19 protein-coding genes and 1 pseudogene are annotated in these 25,645 nt (G+C 61.8%); 9 read left to right on the plus strand and 11 right to left on the minus strand.

Annotated elements, in window-relative coordinates; genetic code table 11:
- Positions 1 to 814: hypothetical protein (locus AB0I59_RS21585; RefSeq protein WP_358135314.1), on the minus strand; the 814-nt coding region annotated here is incomplete at its 3' end.
- Between the two features lie 738 nt (positions 815 to 1,552).
- Between AB0I59_RS21585 and AB0I59_RS21590 the strand changes: the two genes are divergently transcribed.
- The 4 genes from AB0I59_RS21590 (at position 1,553) to AB0I59_RS21605 (ending at position 5,329) form a co-directional block, all read left to right on the plus strand.
- On the plus strand, positions 1,553 to 2,470 hold the full coding sequence (locus AB0I59_RS21590) for an NsdA family TPR-like regulatory protein (protein ID WP_494410552.1): 918 nt from the start codon (positions 1,553 to 1,555) through the stop codon (positions 2,468 to 2,470).
- On the plus strand, positions 2,445 to 2,960 hold the full coding sequence (locus AB0I59_RS21595) for an NUDIX domain-containing protein (RefSeq protein ID WP_358135319.1): 516 nt from the start codon (positions 2,445 to 2,447) through the stop codon (positions 2,958 to 2,960). The genes AB0I59_RS21590 and AB0I59_RS21595 overlap by 26 nt, the downstream gene beginning before the upstream one ends.
- A 79-nt stretch (positions 2,961 to 3,039) precedes the next feature.
- Complete coding sequence (locus tag AB0I59_RS21600; protein WP_358135321.1) at positions 3,040 to 3,981, plus strand: NaeI family type II restriction endonuclease; 942 nt, start codon at positions 3,040 to 3,042, stop codon at positions 3,979 to 3,981.
- 160 nt (positions 3,982 to 4,141) lie between these two features.
- Positions 4,142 to 5,329, plus strand: coding sequence for a restriction endonuclease (locus AB0I59_RS21605; RefSeq protein WP_358135323.1), 1,188 nt, complete (start codon positions 4,142 to 4,144; stop codon positions 5,327 to 5,329).
- An 8-nt stretch (positions 5,330 to 5,337) separates the two neighbouring features.
- Here AB0I59_RS21605 and AB0I59_RS21610 read toward each other — a convergent pair whose 3' ends face one another.
- Positions 5,338 to 5,826 (minus strand): very short patch repair endonuclease, encoded by a 489-nt coding sequence (locus AB0I59_RS21610; protein WP_358135325.1) that lies wholly within the window; start codon positions 5,824 to 5,826, stop codon positions 5,338 to 5,340.
- A gap of 97 nt (positions 5,827 to 5,923) precedes the next feature.
- On the opposite strand from AB0I59_RS21610, the gene AB0I59_RS21615 reads away from it, so the two are divergent.
- The 4 genes from AB0I59_RS21615 (at position 5,924) to AB0I59_RS21630 (ending at position 12,358) form a co-directional block, all read left to right on the plus strand.
- On the plus strand, positions 5,924 to 7,216 hold the full coding sequence (locus tag AB0I59_RS21615) for a DNA cytosine methyltransferase (protein ID WP_358135327.1): 1,293 nt from the start codon (positions 5,924 to 5,926) through the stop codon (positions 7,214 to 7,216).
- 266 nt (positions 7,217 to 7,482) lie between these two features.
- A complete protein-coding gene (locus AB0I59_RS21620) occupies positions 7,483 to 10,002 on the plus strand; it encodes an ATP-binding protein (protein WP_358135329.1) in 2,520 nt (839 codons plus the stop codon).
- Positions 10,002 to 11,759: a DEAD/DEAH box helicase family protein gene (locus AB0I59_RS21625; protein WP_358135331.1), complete on the plus strand. Its 1,758-nt coding sequence runs from the start codon at positions 10,002 to 10,004 to the stop codon at positions 11,757 to 11,759. Before AB0I59_RS21620 ends, AB0I59_RS21625 begins: the two co-directional genes overlap by 1 nt.
- Positions 11,760 to 11,767: 8 nt before the next feature.
- Entirely contained in the window at positions 11,768 to 12,358 is a 591-nt protein-coding gene (locus AB0I59_RS21630; RefSeq protein ID WP_358135333.1) for a KpnI family restriction enzyme N-terminal domain-containing protein, read from the plus strand.
- A 70-nt stretch (positions 12,359 to 12,428) separates the two neighbouring features.
- On the opposite strand, the gene AB0I59_RS21635 is transcribed toward AB0I59_RS21630, so the two are convergent.
- Positions 12,429 to 12,665, minus strand: coding sequence for a hypothetical protein (locus AB0I59_RS21635; protein WP_358135335.1), 237 nt, complete (start codon positions 12,663 to 12,665; stop codon positions 12,429 to 12,431).
- A 353-nt stretch (positions 12,666 to 13,018) separates the two neighbouring features.
- Between AB0I59_RS21635 and AB0I59_RS21640 the strand changes: the two genes are divergently transcribed.
- Positions 13,019 to 13,288: a hypothetical protein gene (locus tag AB0I59_RS21640; RefSeq protein ID WP_358135337.1), complete on the plus strand. Its 270-nt coding sequence runs from the start codon at positions 13,019 to 13,021 to the stop codon at positions 13,286 to 13,288.
- A 48-nt stretch (positions 13,289 to 13,336) separates the two neighbouring features.
- Here the strand turns inward: AB0I59_RS21640 and AB0I59_RS21645 are convergent, their stop codons facing one another.
- The 8 genes and pseudogenes from AB0I59_RS21645 to AB0I59_RS21680 form a co-directional block, all read right to left on the minus strand.
- Positions 13,337 to 15,214, minus strand: coding sequence for a hypothetical protein (locus tag AB0I59_RS21645; RefSeq protein WP_358135340.1), 1,878 nt, complete (start codon positions 15,212 to 15,214; stop codon positions 13,337 to 13,339).
- A 164-nt stretch (positions 15,215 to 15,378) separates the two neighbouring features.
- Positions 15,379 to 17,646, minus strand: coding sequence for an AAA family ATPase (locus AB0I59_RS21650; protein ID WP_358135343.1), 2,268 nt, complete (start codon positions 17,644 to 17,646; stop codon positions 15,379 to 15,381).
- Positions 17,627 to 18,745, minus strand: a complete 1,119-nt coding sequence (locus AB0I59_RS21655; RefSeq protein WP_358135346.1) for a hypothetical protein — start codon at positions 18,743 to 18,745, stop codon at positions 17,627 to 17,629. The genes AB0I59_RS21650 and AB0I59_RS21655 overlap by 20 nt, the downstream gene beginning before the upstream one ends.
- Before the next feature lie 82 nt (positions 18,746 to 18,827).
- Complete coding sequence (locus AB0I59_RS21660; protein ID WP_358135349.1) at positions 18,828 to 22,073, minus strand: DEAD/DEAH box helicase; 3,246 nt, start codon at positions 22,071 to 22,073, stop codon at positions 18,828 to 18,830.
- On the minus strand, positions 22,070 to 23,317 hold the full coding sequence (locus AB0I59_RS21665) for a protein kinase domain-containing protein (RefSeq protein ID WP_358135351.1): 1,248 nt from the start codon (positions 23,315 to 23,317) through the stop codon (positions 22,070 to 22,072). The genes AB0I59_RS21660 and AB0I59_RS21665 overlap by 4 nt, the downstream gene beginning before the upstream one ends.
- Before the next feature lie 94 nt (positions 23,318 to 23,411).
- Positions 23,412 to 24,086, minus strand: coding sequence for a vWA domain-containing protein (locus AB0I59_RS21670; protein WP_358135354.1), 675 nt, complete (start codon positions 24,084 to 24,086; stop codon positions 23,412 to 23,414).
- 2 nt (positions 24,087 to 24,088) lie between these two features.
- Positions 24,089 to 25,147, minus strand: a complete 1,059-nt coding sequence (locus AB0I59_RS21675) for an FHA domain-containing protein (protein WP_358135357.1) — start codon at positions 25,145 to 25,147, stop codon at positions 24,089 to 24,091.
- A 112-nt stretch (positions 25,148 to 25,259) separates the two neighbouring features.
- Positions 25,260 to 25,529, minus strand: a pseudogene (locus tag AB0I59_RS21680) (IS3 family transposase); the annotation flags it as partial.
- Positions 25,530 to 25,645: the final 116 nt, after the last annotated feature.

Here is a 25,645-nt window from a genome sequence, read left to right on the forward strand (position 1 = left end):
AGATCACCGTTGGTTCGCCCGGGTCGGGGACGACCTCGCCGTCGGCGATGGCATACAGGTGCTCAACGCGGGCCTTCTTGGTCGCATAGTCCGGGAGGCTCAGTGGACTGACATGCGGGAACGGCAAAAATCGCTCCTGACAATAGGAGCCCAAAAAAAGAGCATTTCGCCGTCGCATGAAATGTCCTCGCAGCCCAAGAAGGGGTAACCGCGCGGAGGAATCACGGTAATGCGCCGCGATGACGAAATCCAGTAGCCGAATGTAATCGACACAGGTAAACAGGCAGCCTATCGCCCATATTCGCTCATTTATGTCATGACATATGCGAGTAATCGGCCAGATAAAAATTGCGCGGCAGGAGTTTCCCCCTCCTGCCGCGCGGTCCGGCGAACTCCGTCCCGCCTGCGCGCGGGACTTACGGATCGGCCAGAGAACGACCGCCGGGCTCGCCGGAGTCTTCGGGCATACGGCACCGCGAGTCAGAAGCACCGCCGCGTCGCCGATGTCCAATTCATCGAAAGAAATTAAGAGGGGCCAGGCGTGCATCTCCTTGTCGAAGTCCCGCATGCGTTCCCGGTACAGCAGAGCGATCAAGCGGGCGGCACCGACGGGATCGTTCGGCGGATGAAGGTGCCAGCGCTGCTCCTGCCCGGCCCAGCGATACACATGCAAGAGCCCCGTCCAGACGACGAGCCCGGGAGCGAGGCTGAGCATCGGGTTACCGGAGTTCAACCGGAAGGCACCCCTGTCCTCCGTGGGGATCTCGACGGGTTTCAGCTCCCGCCGGAGGTCCTCGATCACTTCGTCTCTCATCGGGACGCCTCCGTCGTACGAACGCTCCCCGAGCGCGAGGCCGGCCTGTCACGACGGATCCGTACCGGCCTGGCCCTGAAATGACGCTCGATTTCCCACGCCTGGCGCTCAAGCTGATCGGGTGTGCGCGACTCGATGTGCGGCGCGGCGGCGAAATCCCGCGTCCTGGGCAAGGCCCAGAAGTGGCCGGTGTGCCGGCCGTAACAGACGGTCCAGGAGGTCAGGCGAGCCGCGAGAAGCCGGACGGCTTCTCTTGCATTCGTCTCGTCCATGTCGGTGCCCTCGCATTGCCGGAAATCGGGTCAGTCCCAGTAGAGGGCCTGCGTACCGGCCCAGGGAGGGTGACAATGAGGAGCACCAGCGGACACGCACCGTGTTCGAGCGAGTGCGGAGGCCGATATGACCGATTCACCCCAGTGGGCGAAGCGAATTCGTGCCGAGCGCAAGGCCCGATTGTGGGACGTCCACACAACAGCGCGCCGCCTGCGCGCCGCCGCAGGCGACAGCGGGCGCGATCTCCCCGACCACGAGGCGCTCGTACGGTCCATCCGCCGCTGGGAGTCGGGACAGATCAGCACGCTGAGCGAGCGGTACCGGCTGCTGTTCTGCCGAGCATTCGGGCTGGGAGAGGAGACCCTCTTCGCTCGCTCGACAGCAGAGACGCCCTCCAGCCCAGCGAATCCATCTACCGTGAACGGCGGAGTTCCGGCGCCCGCCGACCCTCGCGATTTGAGCGCGATGACCGCCTTCAGAGGAGCCGACCGGCAGGTCGGAGGCGGTCACCTCTACGCCACAGTGGTCGGCTATCTGGAACGAGACGTCGCGCCGCGCCTGTTCGGAGGCTCCGACGGACCGTCGGTGTTCGTCCCCGCCGCCGCGCTCACCGAGATGGCCGGATGGATGGCGCACGACGCCGGCCAGGACACCACCGCGGACCGGCACTTCTGCCGAGCGCTCGACCTTGCGAGCATCGGAGGTGACCGGCAGCTCGAAGCACACATCCTCGGCAGCATGAGCCACCTCTCGCAGCACCGCGGACGCGCGGCCGATGCCGTACGGCTGGCGCGCCGTGGCACGGAGATGCTGACCGCCACGCGCATCTCGGCTCCCGCCATGGAAGCGCGCCTGCTGACCATGGCCGCACGAAGCTTCGCCTCTTTGGGCGACTCGGCGGAATCCGCGAGCCTCCTGCTGCAGGCGGAACGCGTTCTGGATGACGAGCCGACGAGTACGCCGTCGCCCTGGGTCGGCCCTTTCGATGAAGGCTCGCTGGCACTCGATGCGGCGCGCTCCATGCTCGCGCTTGGGCAGATGCACGAGGCTCGCCGACAGGCCGACCGCGCCGTGGCCCTGAGGCCGGGAAAACGGACGCGCAGCAGAGCGCTGGGGCAATTGCTCCTCGCGAAGGTGCTGCTGGCCGAAAGCCATGTCGGGGAAGCGTGCCACCTGGCGCGGGGCGTACTCGAGGACACTCGGTCCCTGAGCTCGCTGGTCGTTACTCGCCAATTGGCCGATCTCCGTGGACTGCTTGAGGCGTACCGTGAAGAGGAGATCGTCGCCGAGTCCCTCACGGCATTGAGCACGGCCTTGGAGGAGCGGCGCTGGCTGTACCAATGGAGAGGTTCTGAACGTGGACCCCGAAGCCCCGCTCTATGAGCGCGATCCGGTCGCCTGGAACGCCTACTTGGCTGAAGGCAACGCCAAGCAAGCCCGCAAGCGCGTCGGTGCCGACGTCCTGATCCGGGACGAGCAGGGGCGGATTCTCCTCGTCGATCCGAAGTACAAGCCGGACTGGGACCTGCCCGGAGGCATGGCCGAGGCAAACGAATCCCCTGCAGCTGCTGCCCGACGCGAGATCAAGGAAGAACTCGGGCTCGACCTGGAGATCGGCCGCCTACTCGTCGTCGACTGGGTCTCCCCCCACGGCCCCTGGGACGACTCCCTGATGTTCATCTTCGACGGCGGAATCCTCTCCGGCGAGGAGAGCGCGAAGGTCTCCCTCGCAGAGGATGAGCTGGCCGGGTTCGGATTCCACAACGGGCACCGGGCGCCTCATCTGCTACGCCCCTACGTCTGGCGACGTACCCGAGCTGCTGTGAAAGCGCTGCGTGCGAATGGCCCCATCTACCTTGAAGACGCTACGTGACGAAGCCTCTGGCCTCGTATGCCGCTTGCTTCAGCGCAAGGTACAGCTATTTGTGACGAAAGTAAGCTAAATTCACCGCGTGATCAGCGACCCATTACCCGGCATGACTGCGCCTGATTCGAAGCTGGAGGCGGTCTTTGCTCATCTGCTAGGCATGAACCCCGACGGCGCAAGGATGGCCGCAGCCATACGGCGTACCTTCGACATGCTCCTTGATGGGCAGCACACCGGCCGCTTCCGCTGGGAGCAGCTGCACAAGACAGAGAAGACCCACTGCGGCACGCTGATCGAGATCAACCTGCAGCGCGAGTTCGGCTTCGCCGACGGCGAGGTGCTCGACTACTCAATCGCCGGTAGCGAAGTCGACTGCAAGTACTCCCAAGACCTAGCTGACTGGATGATCCCACCGGAGGCCGCGGGCGAGATTCTCCTCGGCCTGTGGGCAAACGACCATGCCGGTCGTTGGAGCGCGGGACTGGTGCGGGCAGATCAGGAAAACCTGAACCCCGGCCGAAATCGGGACGCTAAACGAACCTTGAGCAAGCACGGCCGTACAGCGATCCGCTGGCTGTTCAAGGACGCCCCACTCCAGGAGAACGTCCTTTTGCGCCTCGCGGACAAGGACATCGACGCGATCTTCCGTCCCACGAGCGGTCAGAAGCGGATCAACGAGCTGTTCCGGCGAGCCCAGGGACGCCCAATCAGCAGGAACGTGGTGGCCACCGTAGCTATGCAGGAGGACTACATGAAGCGCGTCCGTGGCAACGGCGGCGCGCGTAGCGCTCTCCGCTCTGAGGGGATCGTCATTTTTGGCCAGTACAGGAATCACGCCCAAGCCGCCGCAGCTCTCGGCCTCCCATCACCTGGTCCTGGCGAGTTCGTGAGTGCACACCTTGCCCGCCGACGTGCACACCATGCGGAGGCTCCTTACCTGGAACTCGATGGTGAGCAATGGGTTGTGGCAACCGCTGGAGATCCGATCGAGCAGGTGCCGCTTCTTCCTGACATCGGCGGACTCTAACTCTCGAGGTTGGGTTTCCGCTGGTAGACGACGAACTCACCGACGAGGTATCGATGCCAACACGATTGGACCGGCGAGTTCCTGCCTGACAACGTCCAGATGTGAACAAGGGCCCCCGGACCATTTTCGCAAATTTGGACATATTAGGTAACCTCCCATCGTGGAGGCAAAAGATCAGGCCGTGCCGTTTGCCGATCTAGCGACAGCCGACCTCGTGCTGGACGCCGTCTATGCAGGCGGCACTGCAGGAACCATGGCCGACGATCCCCTCACCCGCCTCCTTCCTGGAGTAGGCAACCAAGGCGGCTTCCGCTTCCACGGCTCCCCCGCGAAGAGGGACGTACGCTTCGCTGTGCTCTTCACCACAGGGGTAGAGCCGGACTGGCCGGACGAGCTGGATCCTCAGAACGGCTTGTTCACCTACTACGGCGACAATCGTCGACCAGGCAGAGAACTGCACGAGACCCCACGCCGCGGGAACGTGCTGCTCCGCGACGCCTTCGAGTGGAGCCACGGTTCTACGCGGGCCAAGGTGCCACCGTTTCTCCTGTTTGAAAGATCTGCACCGACCGGCCGCAATGTCCGGTTCCGCGGCCTGTTGGCTCCTGGCGGTGCAGCTCTAACCCCCGACGATGAACTCCAGGCCATCTGGCGCTCCACTCGAGGTGTGCGGTTCCAGAACTATCGTTCCCGCTTTACCGTCCTGGATGTCCCCAAGATCACCCGTGCTTGGATCCAAGACTTGATCGCAGGCGACCCTCTGGGAGCGAACTGCCCACTTGCATGGCGAGAGTGGGTTGAAGCACGTACCTACCTCCCACTGCTTGCTCCCGCCACGACGACCATCCGCAGCACTGCCGAGCAGCGGCCGGACGCGGCCGGCAAGAGCATTGTCGCGGCAATCCACCAGCACTTCTCGAGCCGACCCCACGACTTTGAGGCATGCGCAGTGGAGATCTGGCGGATGATCGCCCCTGCCACAGGCAAATGCGATGTTACGCCGCGTAGCCGCGACGGCGGCCGTGATGCCATCGGAGAGTACATGCTCGGGCCGGATGGCGACCGAGTCGCAGTGGAGTTCGCGCTTGAGGCCAAGTGCTATGCGGCCGACAACTCTGTAGGCGTCAAAGATGTTGCACGCCTGATCTCACGGATCCGGCACCGGCAGTTCGGGGTGTTCGTCACGACGTCGTTCTTCAATAAGCAGGTGTATGAGGAGGTGCGCACCGACGCACACCCGATCATCATGATCTGCGGGCGCGACATCGCCGACGTCCTCCGGCGCCACGGATACGGGGACATCGAAGCCTTACAGGCTTGGCTCGACCGGCACTTCCCTGCGACGTGAGATTTACGTCAGCCGGGTTCGCTAGTATCGCGCGCATGTTCGGAACGGGAGACCAGCGCAGCCACAACTGCCTCCACGGCCGCTGGCAGCAACTCATGCTCCCAGAGCCGGACGACCCGCCAGCCCGCGCCTTCCAGAGCGGCGTTGACAGCCTGGTCACGTTCCATGTTCCGGCGCAGCTTCGGCGTCCAGTACCACTCGTTTATGGTTGGCTGGCGCCCATGTTCAGGGCAGACGTGCCAGAAGCAGCCATCGACGAAGACCGCAACCTTGCGGGCGTTGAAGACGATATCCGGGCGAACCCTCACGCCTTCAAGATCGAGTCGCAGATCCTTGCGGTAGCGGTAGCCCAACCGGTGCAGCGCACTACGCAACGCCACCTCAGGCTTGGTGTCCGCTCGCCGGTTCGCCTGCATGTTCCGCGAACGGCCTTCGTTGAGCGGGGCTGGATAAAGCCCTCGCGCATGGGCCTGCTTGCGAGCTTGATCTCTAGGCATGGCCCTCCGAATTCTCCCGTATCCCCCGCTCCTCAAGAGGAGGATACGACCGGCAGCGCATCCCATTTGAACGCGGATCCCACGAGGAGTGCACCCCATGGCTCTTGAAGTCGTCGAGATCTGCGCCGGCGCAGGGGGGCAGGCCCTCGGGCTGCACCGAGCCGGCTTCGTCCACCGTCTAGCATTCGAACTAGACCCCAACGCCTGCGAAACCCTGCGCATGAACGCCAGGGCGGGACGGGTCACGGTCTCTGACCCCGATCTAGCCGCTAACGGCAACTGGGTGGTTCCCGGAGACGTTGCTGATCCGCAGAATTGGCATCCGGAAGACTTCAGAGGAATCGATCTCCTGGCCGGCGGCGTACCCTGCCCGCCCTTCACTGTTGCAGGCAAGCAGCTGGGCGCGACCGACGAGCGAGACCTGTTCGCATGGGCGGTTACCCAGGTGAAGACAGTTCGGCCGCGAGCGCTCCTCCTGGAAAATGTGCGTGGGCTGAGCATGCCAAGGTTCGCTGGCTACCGCCAGCACGTGCTAGACCAACTCCGCTCGTTCGGCTACGCAGCCGAATGGCGGCTCCTTCACGCCTCCGACTACGGCGTCCCCCAACTCCGCCCCCGATTCGTCCTTATCGCAATGGCGCCCGAGGATTTCGCATACTTCCACTGGCCTGAGCCAACCGGACCTGCCCCCACTGTTGGCGACACGCTCAAGGATTTGCTTGGCAAGCGCGGATGGAAGGACGTGGGCGCCTGGACTGAGAAGGCGGACAAGATCGCTCCTACCATCGTCGGTGGTTCCAAGAAGCACGGCGGTGCCGACCTCGGCCCTTCCCGCGCCAAGCGTGCTTGGAAGGAAATGGGGGTCGACGCCCTTGGGCTTGCTAACGACGACGACATTCCCGATCAGGATGCCAAGTATGAAATAGGGCCAAAACTCACCTGCGAAATGGTCGCCCGTCTACAGGGTTGGGACGACAAGGAGTTCTCCTGGGAGTTCTTCGGGCGGAAGACCACGAAGTACCGGCAGATCGGTAACGCGTTCCCTCCGCCGGTTGCCAAGGCTCTAGGAAAGGCTATCGCGGCTGCCCTAAGCCACGAGGGAGAGCCACGCGAACAGGACCTTGACACAGAGCACGACCCCATCTATCGCGCACTCCAGACCAACGGTGGCTTCATGACAGCTGCCCAGATTGCGCGGACCACCAAACTGGCCCTGGAGCCACACGAGCTAGAACGCCGAATCAGCCTTCTCGGGCGCGACTTCCACATTGAGATCCGCAACGGGAAAGCTCCTGCAGCATACAAGCTTGGTGAATTTAAGGCGTTCCTCGGCCAGGAAAGCCATGCGCGCCACGAGCAGTTCCAACAGCTTAAAAGCAAGATCAGCTAGAGCGCTTCGCGCACATATCACAGTCACTCTGAAAACGGCACCCTTATCGGATGCAAAAGCAGCAGCTTTCGGAGCCCTCACGCTGAGCTCCCCGGGAGCTACGCTTCGCGTACGGCAACCCTAAACAGGCACCCCCTCTCCCGTTCTCCGAGAACGCACAGCTGCCCAAGACGCCGCCAGTTACTGTTTGGTTACTATGCTGCTTTTCTTCAGGGCTCACCATACGCTGTTCCTATTGCGACCCAGTTATTGGTCAAGGAGCAGCTGTGAGCTCGCACAAGCTCGTGGATATCCAGCCCACGCCCAACGTCCTGCTGGCACTGACACGCACCCCGATCACGCCGCTCGATGCCCTATGCGAGCTGATCGACAACGCCATCGACTCGTTCCGCGCTGCTGAGATCCAGGGCAAGCCGTCCTCTTTCCGGCACGTCTTTCTCGAGGTGCCCGGGGCATCCGAGGTAAACCGAGGCGACGGCTACGTCCGGGTACGGGACTCTGGGCCTGGCCTCACCGAGGAGCAGATCGCGAACGCGCTGCGCGCTGGGTATTCGTCCAAGAACGCGTTCGACACCCTGGGCCTGTTCGGCATGGGATTCAACATCGCCACTGGCAAGCTCGGGAGGGTCACAAAGCTTATCTCGGCCCGGGCCGAGGATTCCCATGCCCTCCAAGTCACGCTTGACCTGCCCAAATTGATCGATCAAGGTACCTTCGAGGTGCCGGCTGAGGTCATCGACAAGCCACACGGGCTCGAGCACGGGACGATCGTCGAGATCCGCGGATGGTGGCCGGAGGGCGATCCGAACAACGCCTTCATTCGCAAGCTTGCCTCTATGGGGAAGAACGTCATCCGTGAGCAACTTGCCCGCCGATACGCAACCATCCTTCGAGGCGAAGGCGGGCACCGTACGAAAATTACGGTGAATGGGGAGTCCTACCCGGCATTCGAGCACTGCGTCTGGGACGCAAGTCGCTTCGTCGAGCGGCCTGAGCATGGTCGAATCTTCGCGCGCATCGCATTCGATCAGGAGCTAGCCAAGTCGGTCCGTTGTCCGCGGGACGGCACACTGATGAATGGTCAGCCCTGCGGCCGATGCGGCGGCATGGAGGCCCGAGAGATCAAGGAAAGGGTCTGGGGCTGGGTGGGAATCCAGCGGTATGACGACCCGAACGAGTACGGAATCGACTTGATCCGAAACGGCCGGGCGATCCGCATCGGGGAAAAGTATGCCTTCTTCGAGTACATCGACGAGAATACCAAGAAGGCCGAGAAAGAATACCCTATCGACCAGCAGTACGGCCGGATCGTCGGGGAGGTCCATCTCGACCACATTCCGGTTGACTTCTCGAAGCAGGACTTCCAGCGGACCAGTGACGAATGGCACACCGCGATGGAGTTTCTGCGGGGGGCGTCTCTGCTGCCGAGCAAGTGGGCCGCAGGCGAATCGAACTCCTCCCCGGTGTCAATGCTCTTCCAGGGGTACCGAAAGGTCCGCAACTTTGGCCGGGCCCACATGTATATGGGCCAATACAATCCCGTGAAGGGAAAGGCCGAACGAATCTCACGCGAGATCGAGCGCGACTACCTCACCCGATTCCGTGGCAAGGAGCCCGGCTACTACGACGATGCCAAGTGGTGGGAACTCGTCGAGAGCGCGAATGACAAGCCGATTGAAGAGCTTCCTGAATGCCCCGAATGCGGCTTCCAGAACGCTCCGCGTACGGAGATCTGTGAGGGCTGTAACTACGTCCTGCTAAGCAAGAACTGCCTGAAATCCGACTGCGGGGAGCAACTTGCCAAGTCCGCCATCAGCTGCGGAGTGTGTGGCAGCTCGCAGATCCCCGAGGTGGTCACGCCGTGGACATGCGAGTTCTGTACGAAGGTGAACGCGGCCAGGGATGAGGCGTGCCTGAATTGCGGATTGGTGCGCGGATCAGTTCACCCAGCGAGTGAGGGGGAACTCCTTGCCTCCTCGACCGAGTGGAGCGATCTCTCAGTAACCGGGCTAACGATCAGCCTGGCGGACGGCGCGACCAGTTCACCGGTGGACGTCGTCTCCCGGATGATGCAGCGGCCGATCATCCCTGCGTACGGCCGTGAGCCGATCCCGGTAATCAGCCATAAGAAGATCGGCAAGATCTCGGTGTTCATTGACCATGCGCACTCGGCCTTCACTGAACTGAGCATGCGCCCTGAGGACCTGGTCGCCGCCGAGACCGCCCAGTATTTCTACGACCAATACGCGTCGCTAACTGGGCAGAAAGGACACTCCCCAGGAGTACTCATGGCCGAAGTGCTCCGCCGCGCCTGGGGCGATCTGGTCGCCGAGACCCCCGAAGGTGTACGTGAGGAGATTAAGCAGCTCTTCCGGCTGATTGCTGACCGGCTCGCTGGGGCCCCCGAAGCCGAAGACTTCTACTCAGACCTTGACGAGAAGCAGCAGCGTTCCCTCGCTGAGGGCATGATCTCCTCTGGGGTCGACCTTAGCGAGCTCAGCCGAATGAAGCAGTCTGGGGAGTACCTTCGTTACTGCGACGCGACTGCGTTGGTGGCGTTCTTCCGAAAGTTCCCGCAGTCCTGGTTCAGTGGGCAGGTCTGGCGAGACCCATGGCCCAATGATGATCTCGGCATCATGGTGGCCGCCGGGCTCCAGGAGGAGCTTGCCACTAAGTACCTGCGTTGCTTGGAGGACTGCGCCTCCTACCTTCGTTACCAGCGGCCCGAACCGCTTCTGGTTATCCGGGCGCGCGCTGCCGCCGACTTCCTGGACAGCAAGCTCTGATGTCTCAGCGGATCGTAAGCGACCTGCTGCTCAGCGGGACCGGCTGGCAGGCATTCGAACGGATGGTGATGCGGTTGGTCCTGGCACGGGATTTCGAGCACGTACGCCTTGCCGGCACCTCCGGAGACGGCGGAGCGGACGTCATTGCTACGAGGGCCGGGAAACGGTGGCTCTTCCAGGTCAAGCGATGGCGCCGTGCCGTGGGCCCAGAGGTCGTTGCAGAGACCCTCGCCGCGTGCCAGCGCTACGAGGCCGACATACCAGTGATCGTGAGCCGGAACGGATTCGAACACGCGGTGCTGCAGCAGCAGCGCCAGCTCATCGCCCAGGGCATCAAGCTGCAACTATGGGATAGCCGGAAGCTATTCAAACAGGCAGAACTCGCTGAGGACGAATCCCTCGCCCAGCGCATGTCCGCGAAGTACGATCTGCGCAGCTATCAGGCCGAGGCCGTTGACCGGATCATGGGCGAGTTCGTCCGCGGATCGCGCAGCGCCCTGGTAGTGCTCGCGACGGGCCTGGGCAAAACGTTCGTGGCGGCGGAGTTCTACCGCCGATTCACGCTCACCCGTCCCGAGGCCAAGGCACTCGTGCTCGCGCATCGCAACGAGCTCGTCTACCAGCTGGAACGCTCCTTCTGGCCGATGCTGCGTGCTTCCCAATCCACCGGAATCTGGAATGGCCATGAGCGGCCTGACCTTGACGCGCTCAAAGACCTGGACGTCGTCTTTGCCTGTGTGGACAGCGTCGCCTCTGGCTTGGACTCGGGCCGGGAGCTTCAGCACTTCGACCTCGTAGTCGTCGACGAGTGCCATCACCTGGGCACTCTGGCGTATAACACCGTGCTGGCCGAGCTGTCCGCCGGAGACGGGGGCGCGTTCCTCGTCGGGATGACCGCGACACCCTGGCGCCCCGACGGCAGTGCACTGGGTCAGTGGTTCGACCACCCGGTGGTGAACATCGACCTGGTCCGAGGCCTGCGCGAGGGTTACCTGGCTAACGTCGACTATCGGATGTACACCGACAACATCAACTGGGACGCGCTTCAAGACCTCCAAGGCAAGCGGTTCAGCCCCAAGGGCATCAACCGGAAGCTATTCATCGAGGAGTGGGACGACGCCGTCGTGGAGCGCCTCGCCGAGGTATGGCAGGAGCAGCGAAACCCGCGAGGCATCGTTTTCTGCGGCACGATCGACCACGCAGAGAAGATGGCGTCCAGGATCAATGCCCTGGCGTTCACCCGCGCCCAGGCCATCTACTCGCGATCGGTCAGCGGCCGGGCTATGAACCCGGTCGCCCGCAACAAGGCCCTCTGGGACTTCGCGGAGGGCCAAACCGGGGTCCTGTGTGCGGTCGATATGCTCAACGAAGGAGTCGACGTACCTGACGTCAACATCGTCGTGTTCCAGAGAGTCACCCACAGCCGCCGGATTTTCGTTCAGCAACTGGGCCGCGGCCTCCGACTCGCCCCCGGCAAGGACCGCGTCATCGTTCTGGACTTCGTATCTGACATCCGGCGCTTCGCCGCCGGCCTTGACCTGCAGAACTCCCTGGATGGCCCGCGGGACCAAACCGCGGCACGCATCCGCCTCGGTAACAAGGTCACCTTCCTGCACGCCAATGAGGAGGACAAGGTCGGCGCGCAGTTCCTCCGCGAGTGGCTCGGAGATCTCAAAGCAGTAGAGGAAGCGGGAGAAGATGTGCATATCCTTCGCTATCCACCGGAATACGTTCCAGGCGCGCCCAAGCGGAGGTAGAAGTCTTCATGTCCAGCGGCGACTCGATCTTAGAAGCGCAATGGTCCCGCCTGCGGCCAGAGCTCCTTGATGCTTACTCGACCCTGATCGACCAGCTCAGGGAGTCCGCATCCCACCAAGACTTGCTCGACGCCTATCTCGCAGCGAAAAGAGTATCCGCAATCGCCTATCAGGCGCTGCTTCGGGCGAACATCCCTAAGCAGGACACGGCCTGGCAAACAGTCCGCCAGACGCTGGACTACGAGATGGATCGGGAGTACGCCCATGTGCTCCCGGACTGGGCGCGGAAGATCCCCTACAACTCCCGGACGCACCAGGAGTTGTTCAGCCTGCTAGCCGAACGACTTGGGGAGCCCGTGCCTGCGGACTACCTGCGCGTGATTGCGGCCGACGCAGTCCACGCCGAGCGGCGTGTCCGTGAACTGCGGGAGCTAGGACTGCCGGTCGTCACCGCCAAGGTCGCCGAAGCCGATACCTACACCCTCGGCTCACTTGACCTCGACAAGTCCTACATCCACAGCATCGCCAGGAACACCATCAAATCAAACAAGAACATCCCAGAGGAGGAGAAGAAACACCTACTGAGCCTTCTTCATTGACTCACCACCAGCTTTGCCGTGCGACGGTCAGGCGGCCTCAAGCGTTGTCTCCCGCAGCACACCCTGCGGATCAGGGCCCGTACCGTGTTGCGGCGAGTAGGTGGACGGCACCATCGCTGGTACGGCTTCCGCGCAGGGTCTTGCCGTCCGCGGCTATGCCAGTCAGGTGGCGCCGGGCGCCGGAGGCGGGCGTGGCCGCGCGGTCAGTTGGGTCTTCTACCAGGTGGGACAGGTAGGCGTAGGTTACTCGGTCGAGGGCGTCGCCGTCCAGCCGCGTCAGCAGGCGGCCCAGCGTGCTGACGAGCAATCGTCAAGACCTGTGAATCAAGATCTTTTAGGCGGCTACCAACCGGTCCTCGATTGCTGGTGATTCCTCGGGCCGCTCGACGAGCTTCATCCACAGGTCTTGACGATTGCTCAACAGCACGCCACGATCTCGCCCGATGCCGGGGGCGTGGGACAAATGCGGGATGATCAGCCAGGAGATGAGATCTCTCTGGGGTATCCGCCCTGGTCATAAGGCATAAGCCATCGGCGCAAGTACTGCTCTCCTGATCCGAAAATCAGACATTTGCCAGGCGCGCGGCAGCGAACCTCACGTGGTGATGCGCAGCGGGGTCGTGCAGGCCCCAATGGTCAGGCGGCGGGTTCGAGAATGACGTGGTAGCCGAGGGCTTCGAGCTCGCGGACGTAGTTGCGCTTCTTGCGGTCGGGGTTGGTGCGTCGGGCGTAGAAGTCGGCGCCGAGATCGATGAAGTGCGCGTCGGGATCAGACAGCAGGTGCCAAATGATGACCAGGATGGAGCGGACGACCGCGACGATGGCGCGTTTCTTGCCCTTGCGCCGGACGATCCTGCGGTAACGCTCGCCGAGGAAAGTGTGGTGCGGCCGATCACGACCGCGGCTTCGCCGAGGGTGCGGGCCAGGTAGCGGTTGCCGTGCCCGGTGACCCTGCTGGCTAACTCAGCTCAGGCGGAATCAGTGGCAGCGCGTGCAAGCAGAGCCAAGTGGATCGGTCGCCAATGGGCAAACACAGCACTCCGGGCAGATGTATCGATTGCCAGAAGTACGTGCCCAGCAGGGCGACGCCAGAGCATCCTGTCCGAAGATGCGCTCCACCCACCCTGGCCCGCTGATCTCGGGGTTTAGCAGTTCCTGCTCAGGCTCAATGATGGGAATCCGTGCCTTACAAGTACCACAACGCTCATGTCCCCACCGAGCCCTGCAGGAGTGGCACTCGATCACGAACACATCACCCACTCGCTGAAGTCGGCGTGCCTCCGAAGCCACTGAGCACACGGGGCAGGTCAGGAGAGGTAGAAGCGATGTCGCTGCAAGGTCAAACGACTTGAGGATTTGGGAGATGTGGTCGCCGTAGTCCCTCTGCCACCCGGTTCCACGAGCTGCTACTGCAAAGTCCCTCACGACACCGTCGAGTCGCGTCTGCTCGGAGGTTACAAGTGGACGCCTAAGTCTCAACTCGTTGCCAACTCGATGGAACAGAGGTGAAAGATTCGGCTCGCCGATACCAGAGGATTCGACGTGGTCTACCAGCCGGAGAGGCATCGGCTGCTCGCCCAAGGTGAGCGGTGGAGGGTAGGCCATCAGCGGCGGAATCCGTACGGCGAGGGCGATACCTCTTGCGACACGCTCCAAACTTGTTGTTTCTAGGGGTGAAACCGGCACACCGGTCAGCAGGGTCCCAGGCTCCGGAGAGTCGTCTTTGGCGGAGATCATCGCTCCGGCCACTACCTGGTCGGGGTTGTTGCGAACGTCGCTAGCCGATGCAAGGAATACGACTACCGTCGGGCGGTCAGCGGCATCTTGCAAGTCCCTCCACCTCTGACCGATTGCTGCATGGTCATCTTGAGGGCCAACCGCGTCAAGAAGGGGAACTATCCGGGTCGTCGAGCCTTGGGAGCCGACTGTGAGAACGCCATCGGCTCCTCGGGTCAGCCTCGCATTCCCCCAGGTGCCTTCCAGTTCAACACCCTCGCCCAACCCGGGCAGGGTGCCTGATGGTGGCGCGTAGCCAAGGTCGCTAAGAGCACGAGTTACGAGTCCAAGCACGTAGTGATCGAACGCTTTGTGGCGGTTCGCCAGCCGTTCTTGCCTCGCGGCAGGTGTCTCCGATGCGATCTCGGGCCGCTCGTAGGCGGTCCACACGTCGCCCGCGGCGCGGTAGTGGCGGTCGTTGTTGATGACGTTCGTTCGTCTCAGACTGCGTTGACCAGTCACCTTCCTCCTAAGGAGGAGGGAGAGGGTGCTGCCTCGCAGCGCCTGGACCCAAGCGGCGAGCTTCTCCAGCGCTTCAAGGGTCTTCACTGCGTGGATATGTGACCCGGCTGCCTTCGCTGCGTCGTCCCCCCAGAACGAGTACAGCCGTTCAGTCCGCTGGTAGGTGCCTACGTGCTGGGTGGGGCTCAGATCTGAGAGATCGGATACGAGTCTGCGGAGCTTTCGGATCCTCTCCAACAGCGCGAAAGACAGGATCGGGTGAACCAGCTCTGTGACCATACGATTCTCGTAGAGGTTGGCATCTTCCTCACGAGTAACTGCCAGCGCACGCCTGGGCACCGGACCGGCGAGGGTTCTGCCAGCCCAGTCCTCGGTGTGCGCCGCAAGCCGTTCGAGTGAACGTCGGGCAGGACGCTTGACCCGCGAGACCGGGAGAAGCTCCGAACGTTCCCCGAGCCGAGTCACGAATCGTTCCGTGATGTGTGCGATCGATGGTAGTCGTTCGGCGAGGAGCTTCTCCCGTTGTTCCAGGTCGATGGTGTCCTCGTCATAGCCGGCAAGTAGCGGGGAACCAAGTAGCTCTGCCCAGGAGCCCGAGTTGACTGCCTCAGACAGCATTTGGCTCAGAGAACTGAGGGCATCGAGATCTTCTGATGTCACCGAGTCCCGTGACTGACTGCCGGTTGCTGGATCGAGCAGGTGAACCGACCCTGAAACCCATCGGCCAGACCATTCGATTCGCCGCGGCGACGGCAGCCCCGAGACGCGGTCCTGCTCAGAATTCACGACCCGAATCCACCCCGCAGCTTCTTCGACTCGTTACGTAGAGCTTCCAGTGTCTTGCTTGGGCGTGAGGAAGACTCCAACTGGTCCCAGTGGAGTTCAATTGTTTCGGCGAGGGCATCAAGGTCCTCTGGGCGCACGCCAAATCGGTCTTCCAACTTGCGTACCAGTTTGGTGGCAACCAAGTGGTCGACGGCCTCCGTCAGATCGCCTCCACCATCAAGTACCACAGGCACGAACCGATCGATCTGACGCTCGAGCCTGTTACCCCAGCCGACGCCGAACTTCTCGAACTCCTCACGCATGCTTGACCTGAGGAAGTCCTTCACCTTGGTAACTTCCTTGGCATATTCAAGCTTTGCGGTGGTGAACGCCTGGTCGAGCGCATCGAAGGAAACGGGATCTGTTTGGCCCTGGTGGTGGGCCTGGAACGGAGCGTAGGTAGCTGGCAGTACCTGGACGTGTGCACGGTCGTACGTCTTGTCGGCGAACGCAACGGTTGTCTCGTCGTGGTTGGCGGTCCCCACAAACCAGACGTTTCTCGGCAATGGGAGCCGGGGCCCTTCAAACATCTTGGGTAAGTGGGGAATCTCGCTAGTAAGGAGGTTGAGGTAGCCTTGGCCTGTCGTTGAATTCTCAAGTAGCGAGAGCATCACACTGAAGTACTGCTCAGGATGGGCAAGGTTCATCTCGTCCAACACGATGACCATCGGCCGATCTGCGTTCGCAGGCAACAAAGCTCGGTATAGGGACTTGGTGAACTCGCTCTCTGCGAAGCGTTTCTCGAACGCATTGTAGTAGCCGAATAGGTCGTCCTTGTCGCGCCAACCTGCCTGGACCTCGACGATCTGAACGGCGTCGTCGCCGGCTAGCGCCTTGAAGAACTCGCGAGGCAAACTTGTCTTGCCGGTGCCCGAGATCCCTTGAAGCAGATGAAGCCTGCTGGAAGCGAGGCCTGCAAGGAACAGGCGAACATCCGTCTCGGAGTAATAGAAGCTCGTCGCTGGATTCGTTGCCATCCGGTTGCGAATCTCATCGACCAGATCAGCCAACGTGTCGACGTCGCGACCAACCATCTCGCGCGCAAGCGCACGGTCTTCATCGTAGTCCGAACAGGCAGGGAATACCTTCGTAGAACTCTCCTTGGCTTGAAGCTCCTCCCAGTCGCTCTTCTGTTGGGCTATGGCCTGTCGGAGGGTCTGTCGCTGCGAGGCGAGAGCATCCCGCTCGTCCCGCAGCACCTCCAATTCTCCGACATTGACCAAGTAGCGACGGAGCTGGGAATCGATCTGGTCGTACCGGCTTCGCCAGTGTGCGGCCTCATTCTCGGCGTCTGTCACGCGAAGCGCCTTGCTGCGCAGCTCCGACACTTCATCCTCGGGAGGCCTGCGCGCCAGTTCGTCCTTCTTGATCCGCAACTCTTCGGACAACTCTTCAATCCGCCGCTTCAGCCCATCCGGATCATCGCCAAACCGTGCCAGTTCGTTGCGAAGCTGACGGACCTCGCTGTCCTTCCTTGCAACACGCTCTAGCTTCGCTTGCAGCTGGGCCTTGGTGTCTTCGAGTTCATCGCGAATAGTAGTGATCTCGATTTCGACTCTGCGCTGTACAAGCGAATCGAGCGAGGCTTCCCTCGCCTTCAAGAACTCCATGGTGGAAGACACCTCGGCTTCCAGGACGCGGACATCGGCCTGGCGCTTTCGGAGAGACTCCCACTCCGAATCGAGTTGTGCCCGCTCCGCAGCCAGACGCTCTTGTTCGGCCGCAGTGGCCGCCAACGCTTTCGCCTTGCCTTCGGCGCCCCACATTGCGGCGTCAATGAGCATCGCATCGATCTTGTCTGAGACTTCCTTGGTGGTCGCCCTCAGCTCGTCAACGAACCCCGCCTTGGCAGCCATCCGCTTGGCTTCAAGGTCCTTCTCAGCGGCGGCAAGCTCAGTTTCGCGCTTGTCGAGCGCGGCTTGCTGCTCATTGACCTCCAAGTCCTTGGCGTTGAGATCCGCCGCCTTCTCGGAGAGCTTCTCGCGGGCTCGCTTGTAGATCTCGCCTTGCTGCTTGACTTGGTCGAAGAGGTTCTTCAAGCGGGTTACAGTGACCGTGCCCGTCTCACGTTCGACGGGAGGCACCTCGTCGACGACATCCTCGGTTACCTCTGGGAGAGTAGCAAGGCCCTGCTCGATGTCGTCGACCTTGCGGGCGTCGGCCTCCCCAGAGTTCGCTGCTGGGCGCTGCGGGCTCGCGCTCTGCCTAGCTTTCGACTTGGCCATGCCCGCCCCCTTCTCCAGCCAGCAGGAGTTGCCCCGCGTTCACAAGCTGTTGCGCCAGCTCAACCAACTCCTGGGACGGAGAACCACTGCCGAGAAGGGAATCATATTGGGCAGTGGCGACAGAAATATCATGGATTCGTGAATCTCCTGCGTATAGACGGGTCACCAGAAGTTCCAGAACCTTACGTCGGGAGTCAGACCGAGGTGCCGCGGCCCATCGTTGTGTGATGCTTGGGCTCAGGGCGAAGCGCTCCGCTACTGCCCGGGTCTCCTCCTCGGTCAACCGCTCGACCGCTGCTGCCAGGCCAGAGTGGTAACGGTAGTGGTCAACCCACCGACCTAAACTCAGCTCAATGAGGCCCATGAGGTGCGAGGAGGACACGGCTCGGAATTCGCCGATGCGGAGATGGCCGAGCACGTCAGTTAGTTCGTCCAGTGCGAGCGCAAGTGACGACTTCTGCGCTTCGGTCGCGCCGAGAGGCACTTGCTTGGCCCACTTGGCTACTGACTCGTACCGATCGACTGCGCTATTCAGTAGCCTCCCCAGGCTCAGCTGCGGCGAGTCCTGCGTCGTGAGCACGGCAAGTCCGCTCTTGTCCCTGCTGACGGGGCTGACGACCAAGCAAGGTTCGCCAGAACTGATGACAGCCGTCCGCTTCAACGCCTCATCGGACCGACTGAAGCGGGCCAGTTCCACCACAGTTGGCTGCAAGCCTCCCGTCTCATGTGTGTCGAGAAGGAGCGCATCGATCGACGTTCTGCGGCCAGCGGTTCCGATGTCAAATCGCCCTCTGAAAGACCCCGAATACCGAATCTCAAGTGATTCGACTTGCTCACCGGGCTGGGGCCATAACTCTCCAGTGGCAGCGTCTCGGTAGACCCACCCCACCGTCGACCGCACTGCGACGATGCTCTGACCAGAGTTCGCCGCATCCAACCGCTCCTGGTCGGCGGTGACGAGCAAGTAGCGAATCAAGTCCTCGGGGAGTTGCAGTAGGTCCGCGATTCTGGATGCATCTCCCTCGCCGGCCTGTCGAATGCGCAGGACAGTGTTCAATATGACATCGTGTTCAACCTGCTGCTGGTCCTCAATGAACACGCGCCACCTGGTTGCTGGGGTGACCAGCGCATGACGGAACTTCCTCGGCCAATCTCCCAAGAGATACGCCGGAAGCCTCTTGCTATCGCCGGAAGCCATCGGCGCCTCCGGTCAAGTCATGGAATGCAGCCAGCGAGGGAACCGTCTTGCGACCCTCGTCAGAGGTCATGAGACCGGCATCCCCGACTGCGATGAGGAGCCTCTTCTGTCGGCTCATGGCGACGTTCAAACGGTTGGGCAAGACCAGAAAGCCGAATGGGTTCGACGTGCGCGACCCGGGCCTGCTAGATCTCGTCGTCGAGAGGTAGACGACGTCGAACTCCCTACCTTGGAAAGCATCCACCGTGCCGATGCGCAATCTGGGAAGGCCTCTGGACGTGTAGAGCCAAGGCGAGGCAGGATTGGTCACCCACTGGTTCTGGTTGTTCCTGACTGCTAGGCCGATATCTGACATTCGCTGCCAAATCTGGTCGACTTGCCCGGAGTAGAAGGTAATGACACCGAACGTCAACTCTTCCGACTGCCGCAGCACATTATCGAGCTCTTCCACAATGACTTGCGCCTCAGCGGGTCGACTGATGCTGGTCCCAGTGCGTTGTTCTGGTCCGGCTGCGAACGGCACATCGATCCATCCGCAGGGGGCGCTGCCGTACCTGGCTAGGCCGTGCACGAACGGTGCCGGGTCGTTGATGCCGTTCTCCAGGAGCTCCCCAAATGGCTCATAGAACTGTTCACTGATGAAACGGCCGAGAGTGGGGTGGGTACGGAACTGCCGGTCCAGCGTGATAACTCGCTTGTTGCCGTCCGCCCGCTCTAGTTCTTGCAGAGTCGTGAATAGTCGCTCGAACATGGACTGTCTGAGCGTGTGCTCAACAATGTTGCTGTCATGTCGCTGCGAAAGGAGCGGGACTAGTTCGTCATCCAACAACTGTGGCAACTGCCTGTGGTCGCCGACGAGGATGACGCGATTCATCGCCAGACTCATCGGGATCATCAAGTCGAGCGGATTGGCCCTGGCCGCCTCATCAAGGATGACCGTGTCGAAGAACCCCCTGTGGGCCCCACGCATCGCTCCCGAAGCGGACTGCTGACACGTTGCCGCAAGTGCGCGGGAATGCATCTGTAGGGACTTTCGCACCGCTCCGGGCTGGTGCGCGACAGCGTCCCGATAGTCCTCGACTGCGAGGTCGATCTCGCTCGTGGACTTGCGCACTTCGGCCTCCGTCGAGTCGATGGCGCGTTTCAGGAGCGCCTCGACTTCTGGTCGGGTGGCCACGATGCTGGATGCCGCGCGGGCATTCATCACCCTGTCGAGCAGCACCCTCTTCAGGATTGCCATGTATGCCGAGGCCGTCTGTTCATCTGCGGTGGTGGCAGCCTCGTCGAGCATGGAGCGCTGCCGGTCATCCAAGAGTTCCCTCACCGATGGGTAGAGAGCGGCGTCGCGCGCTCGCGCCCGACCGTCATCCTCGAAGCTCTCAGGAGATGAGCGTAGGCCGCGGGCCAGCACCTCAACCTTCCGGTGACCTGCGGTAGACCCACCGCCACCCAGCTCCTTCTCGATTCGTCGTGCGAGTCTCCTGGCTGTTCCGGATACTGCCCTGTCGGTCAGCTGAGTGCTTGCCGCGAGCCAGTCCAACAGATCTACAGTGCCCGGAACATCGAATGGTTGAGTCTGGTAGGCAGTCAATCTCTCGCGAAGCTGCCTCAACGTTTGCAACAGCTCAGTCGACTTCTCACCCTCGTAGCGATGTTCCAATCGCTGTTGCAGGTCTGCGACCCACGCATGGAGGTAGGCATCGTCTTCGGTGCCTCGGTGTCTTGCGCCGATCTTGACTGGTGGCAGCGTCCCATCGTCTGCAGCCTGGATGAGATTCTCGACGGCATCGTGCTGGTAGCTTGCAAAGAGGACTCGTCGATTGCTCGCTAGGTGGCCCTTGCTGAGCTCTGCCAGCCGGGCCTGAATGGCTGCGATGACCCTGGTCTTGCCTGTGCCGGGTGGCCCCTGGATGAGAACCAGGTCCTGAGAGTTAATCGCGAGATCGATGGCTTCAACTTGCGCTGGGGTGGGTTCGCCGCCAAGCAGGGCTTGCACCCGTGCCGACAACGGTTTGTGACGTTGCGTTCTGCCGACCGGGTCCGGGCGTTTGCCGGCAAGAATCAAAGAAAGCTGCCGTGCAGGAGAAGTTTTTGCCAGCGAGATTTCCTTCTGCGCTGTTTCACGCCGACTAATGCGGATGGAGTCGGTCGTGTAGACACCATAGATCTCACCTTTGGCAGGGATATCACCTTTCCTGACTTCGCGTTCGGGCACGAGAACCAAGGTGCCGCGTCCAGTCGCCCGAGCTTCGCCAATGACGAAGCCGCGGTCGTCCTTGGTTCGGCGGTGCGTGACTCCGTTCGGGTGCTCGCTGCTGACATCAAGGAAACTCCGTGTAAGCGACGCCTCCAGGCCGACGGTGTTGTTGCCTATGCGTTCCAGGAGAGCGCTGGCCCGGCTGTTGTGCACCAGGTCGAACTCGATTGAGCCGTCACCCAAGACTCGGTACCGGTCGTATTCGGCCCATCCGATGTCTTGGGCAGACTCTTTCGCGGCCCTCTGTTCCAGCCTGCTGTACTCGTTCCAGATAGCGAGGAATGCGTTCTCCGCCGAGGACAGGCGTCTGAGTTCCTCTCGGTCCTCCGTACTCACCAGGCCGATGCGCGTGTGATCCTTGATGTCGATTCGTCCCCTCACGAGGACCAGTCTTTGGTTTCGGCTCCTAGGCTTCTTGGTCACTCTTACCACCAAAAGCCGACCCTCTTCGAGGCCAATGTCCGCGACGATGCCAGAGCCAACCACTCGGAATCCGGCCTTGTTGAACTCGCCCGCACCGGTGGCAACCACGGTGATTGGGTCGTTTGAATCAAGGAGTAGCTGGGCCTTCAGCCACGTCATGACCTCCTGCGACGAATCATTCCGTCGACGGTACCTGTTGACGTCGGCGACAGTGCGATCGTCCACGCCTACTTCACGCGGTTCTGCCCAGAGTTCTACGTCGTCATACCGCAGAATCCTCAGTTTCACCTCACCAGGCATCTGTCGCGTGGGACTGTCAATAGACAGAAGCTCAGCGACGTACGCTCCTCTGGAGGTGACGCCAGCGAGCCAATCCGCGTCATGAAGTCTGGGGGGTTCGCAGAGCAGCGCTTCGTTGCTGCGTCGAACAATTACGCCTGTTGGTGTTACATCCAGACTGACAAGAGATCCGGCCGGAAGCGAGCTCTTCCCGACGGGGACGAGACTGATCGCCCTCTCATCCGAGTACACAAGGCTTTCAAGCTTCATATCGCCTCGATTGAGGTGACCCGGAGAGTGCGCGCGGGCCTGCCGCTCGTCTCAACCCTGACGCGGTATTCCTTTCTATTCTCGGGGTAAGGGATCCGCTCGACACGCTTACCAGCTCCATCAGTGACGCGAACACCTTCGCGTGCACCGAGTTCAAAGCCCTTGCCGACAGGCGTGAAGGTGAGCAGTGGATCCTTCGAGGCGTATCCACCCCACAGTTGCCTCTCACCGACTGGCGTCGAGCGGTGGAGGGAGAGTGTCAGCGAGTCTCGCGCCGGAGGGTCGACATTGGCCCACTCGGTCTCGCCCCATTCCGGAAAGACCGTTGCCAAGACAATCGGCGGCGTCTCTCGGCCGCAGGCAGGGCATTGGGGCAGCAGGCGGAAGTAAGTCCAACCACAACCGTCCGCGCACTCGACGACATTGTCGTATGCAAGCCACAGTGCGTCTCGCCACCTGGCGGCTCCCGGACGCGCGAGTGGGTTCAGTTTCCCTACGCCGAAGGTCTCCAGGAAGAGTTGCCGCATTCGTCCGCTGAGAGCGAGGGCGAACAGTTTCGCGGACAGGCTCCTCGGGGGCAGCCGGTTCGAGTCGTCTGTGGGATCTCCGACATAGGCCAACGCGCCGGCGTTGATCGCCGCTGCAGCCGCATCACCGTCAAGACTCTCCCCAGCCTGTCCTTCGAGCGGGTGGCTAAGAACCAACAACCGGAAGGTCAGGATTGCCAAGGTGTACGCATCGGCGAGCGTCGACGGTGGTGCCTTCTTCGTGACTCGCTCCGGGACTGCGTAACCGGGGAAGCCGATGATGTCCCACTTCGGATTTGCTCTGGAAGTCAGGTTGTCAGTGTCGATCAGCCATGTTTCCTCGCGACTGACATCGTCCGAGATCATGACGTTGTTGGGATTGAGGTCCACATAGGCGAGGCCTCGTTCGTGGAGAGCAGCGAGACATTGGGCGACGCTACCCGCCAGTGCCAACCTCCGTCGGATGCCTCCCGTGTTTCTGTACCAGACGATGCTGCCTGTCTCCCGTGGCCCGAACTCTCGGGGGAGATAGGGCTCACGCAGCGGATTCATGTCTGAGGCGAGAGGCATTAAGTACCCAGATCCGCCATCTCGGATGAGCGAAATTGGTGCTGCGAGAGGGAGGCTGTCGAGAGGAAGTCTCCTTACTTCCTCGATTCGCGCAAGATCAGTTTCGCGCTCCAGAAGCTTGATGGCGAAGCCGGGCTGGCCGTCCACGCGATAGACAGTCCCTTGGGCGCCGCGAGCAATCTCTTCTCCAAGCACATACTCAATCCCGGTGTCATCGCGTACGCGGCTCCCGGAGCGACCATCAGAAGGCATCGTCTCGCTGCAATCGCGCGATTGATTCGTCGGACACGGACTGAGACTTCACGTCCGAGTCGAAGATGGACAGGGTCACTTGCGTCACTGTGTTGGTGACCCACTGGAGGAAGTTCCTAACTTCGGCTGCCTCGCTCGCTTCCATCACGCCTCCACCTGACGCGAACTTCGCGAGCAGGTCCCGGTCAGCATCAGCGCCGACCGCCAACGCAAATCTGGACGACTTGGAACCACGGCCGCTGTCGATCAGTGCTTCAAGCTCACCAGCCAGCGCGGGCACGGGTAGACCGTCGGAGACGAGCGCGATCGTGGGCCGGTATGCCTTCGACGAGATCTCGTCCCGGTTTTCGATGAGCTCACGCGCGAGTGTGAAGGAATGCCCCATCGGGGTCTTGCCACCGGCTTTCAACGGGGTGAATGCAACGTTCCCGACCGGGACGTTCTTGTGGATCACCTCGGCGGACTCACCGCCAAATGCGATGAGTGTGAGAGTGATGAATCCGTGGCCGGCATCGACCGAAGCGAGCTCCTTAATCATCTCGGCGACGCTGTCGTTGAGGACGTCGATCTTGTCGTCCTGTCGCATGCTCCCGCTGGTGTCCAGCAGAAGGATGACCGGAAGGGTCCTGGCCTGTACGGGCTCGATGTCATCAAGGAGAGACATGCTCAGTCCCCTTCGATTCGCAGGAATGGTGGGGTGGTCAGGTCAGTTTCGTACGTGCCGCGGGGTCGCTTCTTGCCCGAGAGCCTGATGTTGAGGACCCCGCCGGCAAGCGCCATGCGCTCATTTGGCGCTAGGGCCTGTTGAACACCTTTCTGCAACGGTGCAGCTGCCCCGTCTTCTCTGACGATGTTCGTGCCGTTCTTGGACCCCAGCTCCTCGACAAAGATTCGGCCGCTCTTATTGATCACCTTCAGGTGGTCTCTGCTTACCTTGCTGGCAATCGCGTCCTCCAACACCTCTCGGACGTCGTACCTGTCGGTGTCGCGACCACGACCCACAGTGAGCTCGGAGCATTCGGCAAGCGGAAGCCTGTCGACTTCATCATCACCAAGGAGGAGCACTATCTCTTTGGTGCTCTCTCGGAACCCCAGTCGCCTTGCAAGAGCGGAGCAACTCGGGCACACGACCTGGCCATCACGGAAGGCAGGATCCTCTTCGATGACCGCCTTGCTTCCCCACGGACAAGTGCTGGTGGTGCATCCCCACTCGTACTTGAGCGCGTCCCTGGCTCCGGTAGCCTTGAACCCCTTGGGAATCAGGTTGGCTTCCTCGATTCGCCAGGACACCTCTTCCGCCGGAATTGGGCTGTAGTCGAGCCGGTCGAATCCGACCGCTCCGTCACGTACAACTGGCTTCCAGATGCGGTCCGTACCTTGGAGCCAAGGAAAGTCACGCCGGTGGTCACGGTAGAGGTCCGTGGTCAGTACGGAGGCGGTTTCAAAGTGTGTCGCGAGTTCGAGCACTTCGGGGTCAGCCCAGGACACCGAACGTGCCATGCGCTTGCGCTTCCACTCCGACAGACCACGCTTCCCTGCATCGTCGAGTTTGTAGTAGAGACTGTTGTCGGCAACCCCGTAGAACCGAGCGTTGGGGTCTTTTTGCTCCCGCCAAGCCTTCACGGCCGCCTCCACCCAACCCCAGCTTGGGTCTCCTCGGAGCAGCACGATGGGCGAGAGGTCGATGATGACGCTCGGCGGAGTCGCCTTCCCCCAGGACTGCATGCTCTCCATCCTATTGACGGCATCCGACAATTTGGGCGAGTAAGTACGACTAGGCCCGGCCCGGTCACACCTTGGAGTTGCCCCGGTTCGGTAGACACTTCACGAATTGGGACTATGCGGCATCGTAGTGGACATTTCCTCTTATCAATTCGTGGTAGCGGCGCTCGTACTCTGCGGGGCTGAGCTGGCCGTTGGCCGAATGCCGGCGGCGTGGGTTGTAGAAGCCCTCGATGTAGCCGAAAACGGCCCGCTCTGCCTCTGACCTGGTCCGGAAGGTCCGCTGGTCGATCAGCTCACACTCCAGCGACGCGAAGAAGCTCTCGGTGATCGCATTGTCGAAGCACGTCCCCGTCCTGCCCGTTGACGGGCGGATCCCGGCCTGGTGCCGACTGGGTGAGACTGGGCGGCGGTGGCTCAGCGGCCACGGGACCCGCCGCGAGGACCAGCGTCGTGGCGACCGCTGCCACGAGGCCGAACAGTTTCATGGTTCCCCTTCCC

Source organism: Microtetraspora glauca, from assembly GCF_040656155.1.
Lineage (GTDB): Bacteria > Actinomycetota > Actinomycetes > Streptosporangiales > Streptosporangiaceae > Microtetraspora > Microtetraspora glauca.

Excerpts from the sequence above, each read along its gene's own strand:
- AB0I59_RS21590 (WP_494410552.1), top strand. The coding sequence starts at position 1,553 with ATGACCGCCTTCAGAGGAGCCGACCGGCAGGTCGGAGGCGGTCACCTC.
- AB0I59_RS21610 (WP_358135325.1), bottom strand. The coding sequence starts at position 5,826 with ATGCCTAGAGATCAAGCTCGCAAGCAGGCCCATGCGCGAGGGCTTTAT.
- AB0I59_RS21615 (WP_358135327.1), top strand. The coding sequence starts at position 5,924 with ATGGCTCTTGAAGTCGTCGAGATCTGCGCCGGCGCAGGGGGGCAGGCC.
- AB0I59_RS21625 (WP_358135331.1), top strand. The coding sequence starts at position 10,002 with ATGTCTCAGCGGATCGTAAGCGACCTGCTGCTCAGCGGGACCGGCTGG.
- AB0I59_RS21630 (WP_358135333.1), top strand. The coding sequence starts at position 11,768 with ATGTCCAGCGGCGACTCGATCTTAGAAGCGCAATGGTCCCGCCTGCGG.
- AB0I59_RS21645 (WP_358135340.1), bottom strand. The coding sequence starts at position 15,214 with ATGCTGTCTGAGGCAGTCAACTCGGGCTCCTGGGCAGAGCTACTTGGT.
- AB0I59_RS21650 (WP_358135343.1), bottom strand. The coding sequence starts at position 17,646 with ATGGCCAAGTCGAAAGCTAGGCAGAGCGCGAGCCCGCAGCGCCCAGCA.
- AB0I59_RS21660 (WP_358135349.1), bottom strand. The coding sequence starts at position 22,073 with ATGAAGCTTGAAAGCCTTGTGTACTCGGATGAGAGGGCGATCAGTCTC.
- AB0I59_RS21670 (WP_358135354.1), bottom strand. The coding sequence starts at position 24,086 with ATGTCTCTCCTTGATGACATCGAGCCCGTACAGGCCAGGACCCTTCCG.
- AB0I59_RS21675 (WP_358135357.1), bottom strand. The coding sequence starts at position 25,147 with ATGCAGTCCTGGGGGAAGGCGACTCCGCCGAGCGTCATCATCGACCTC.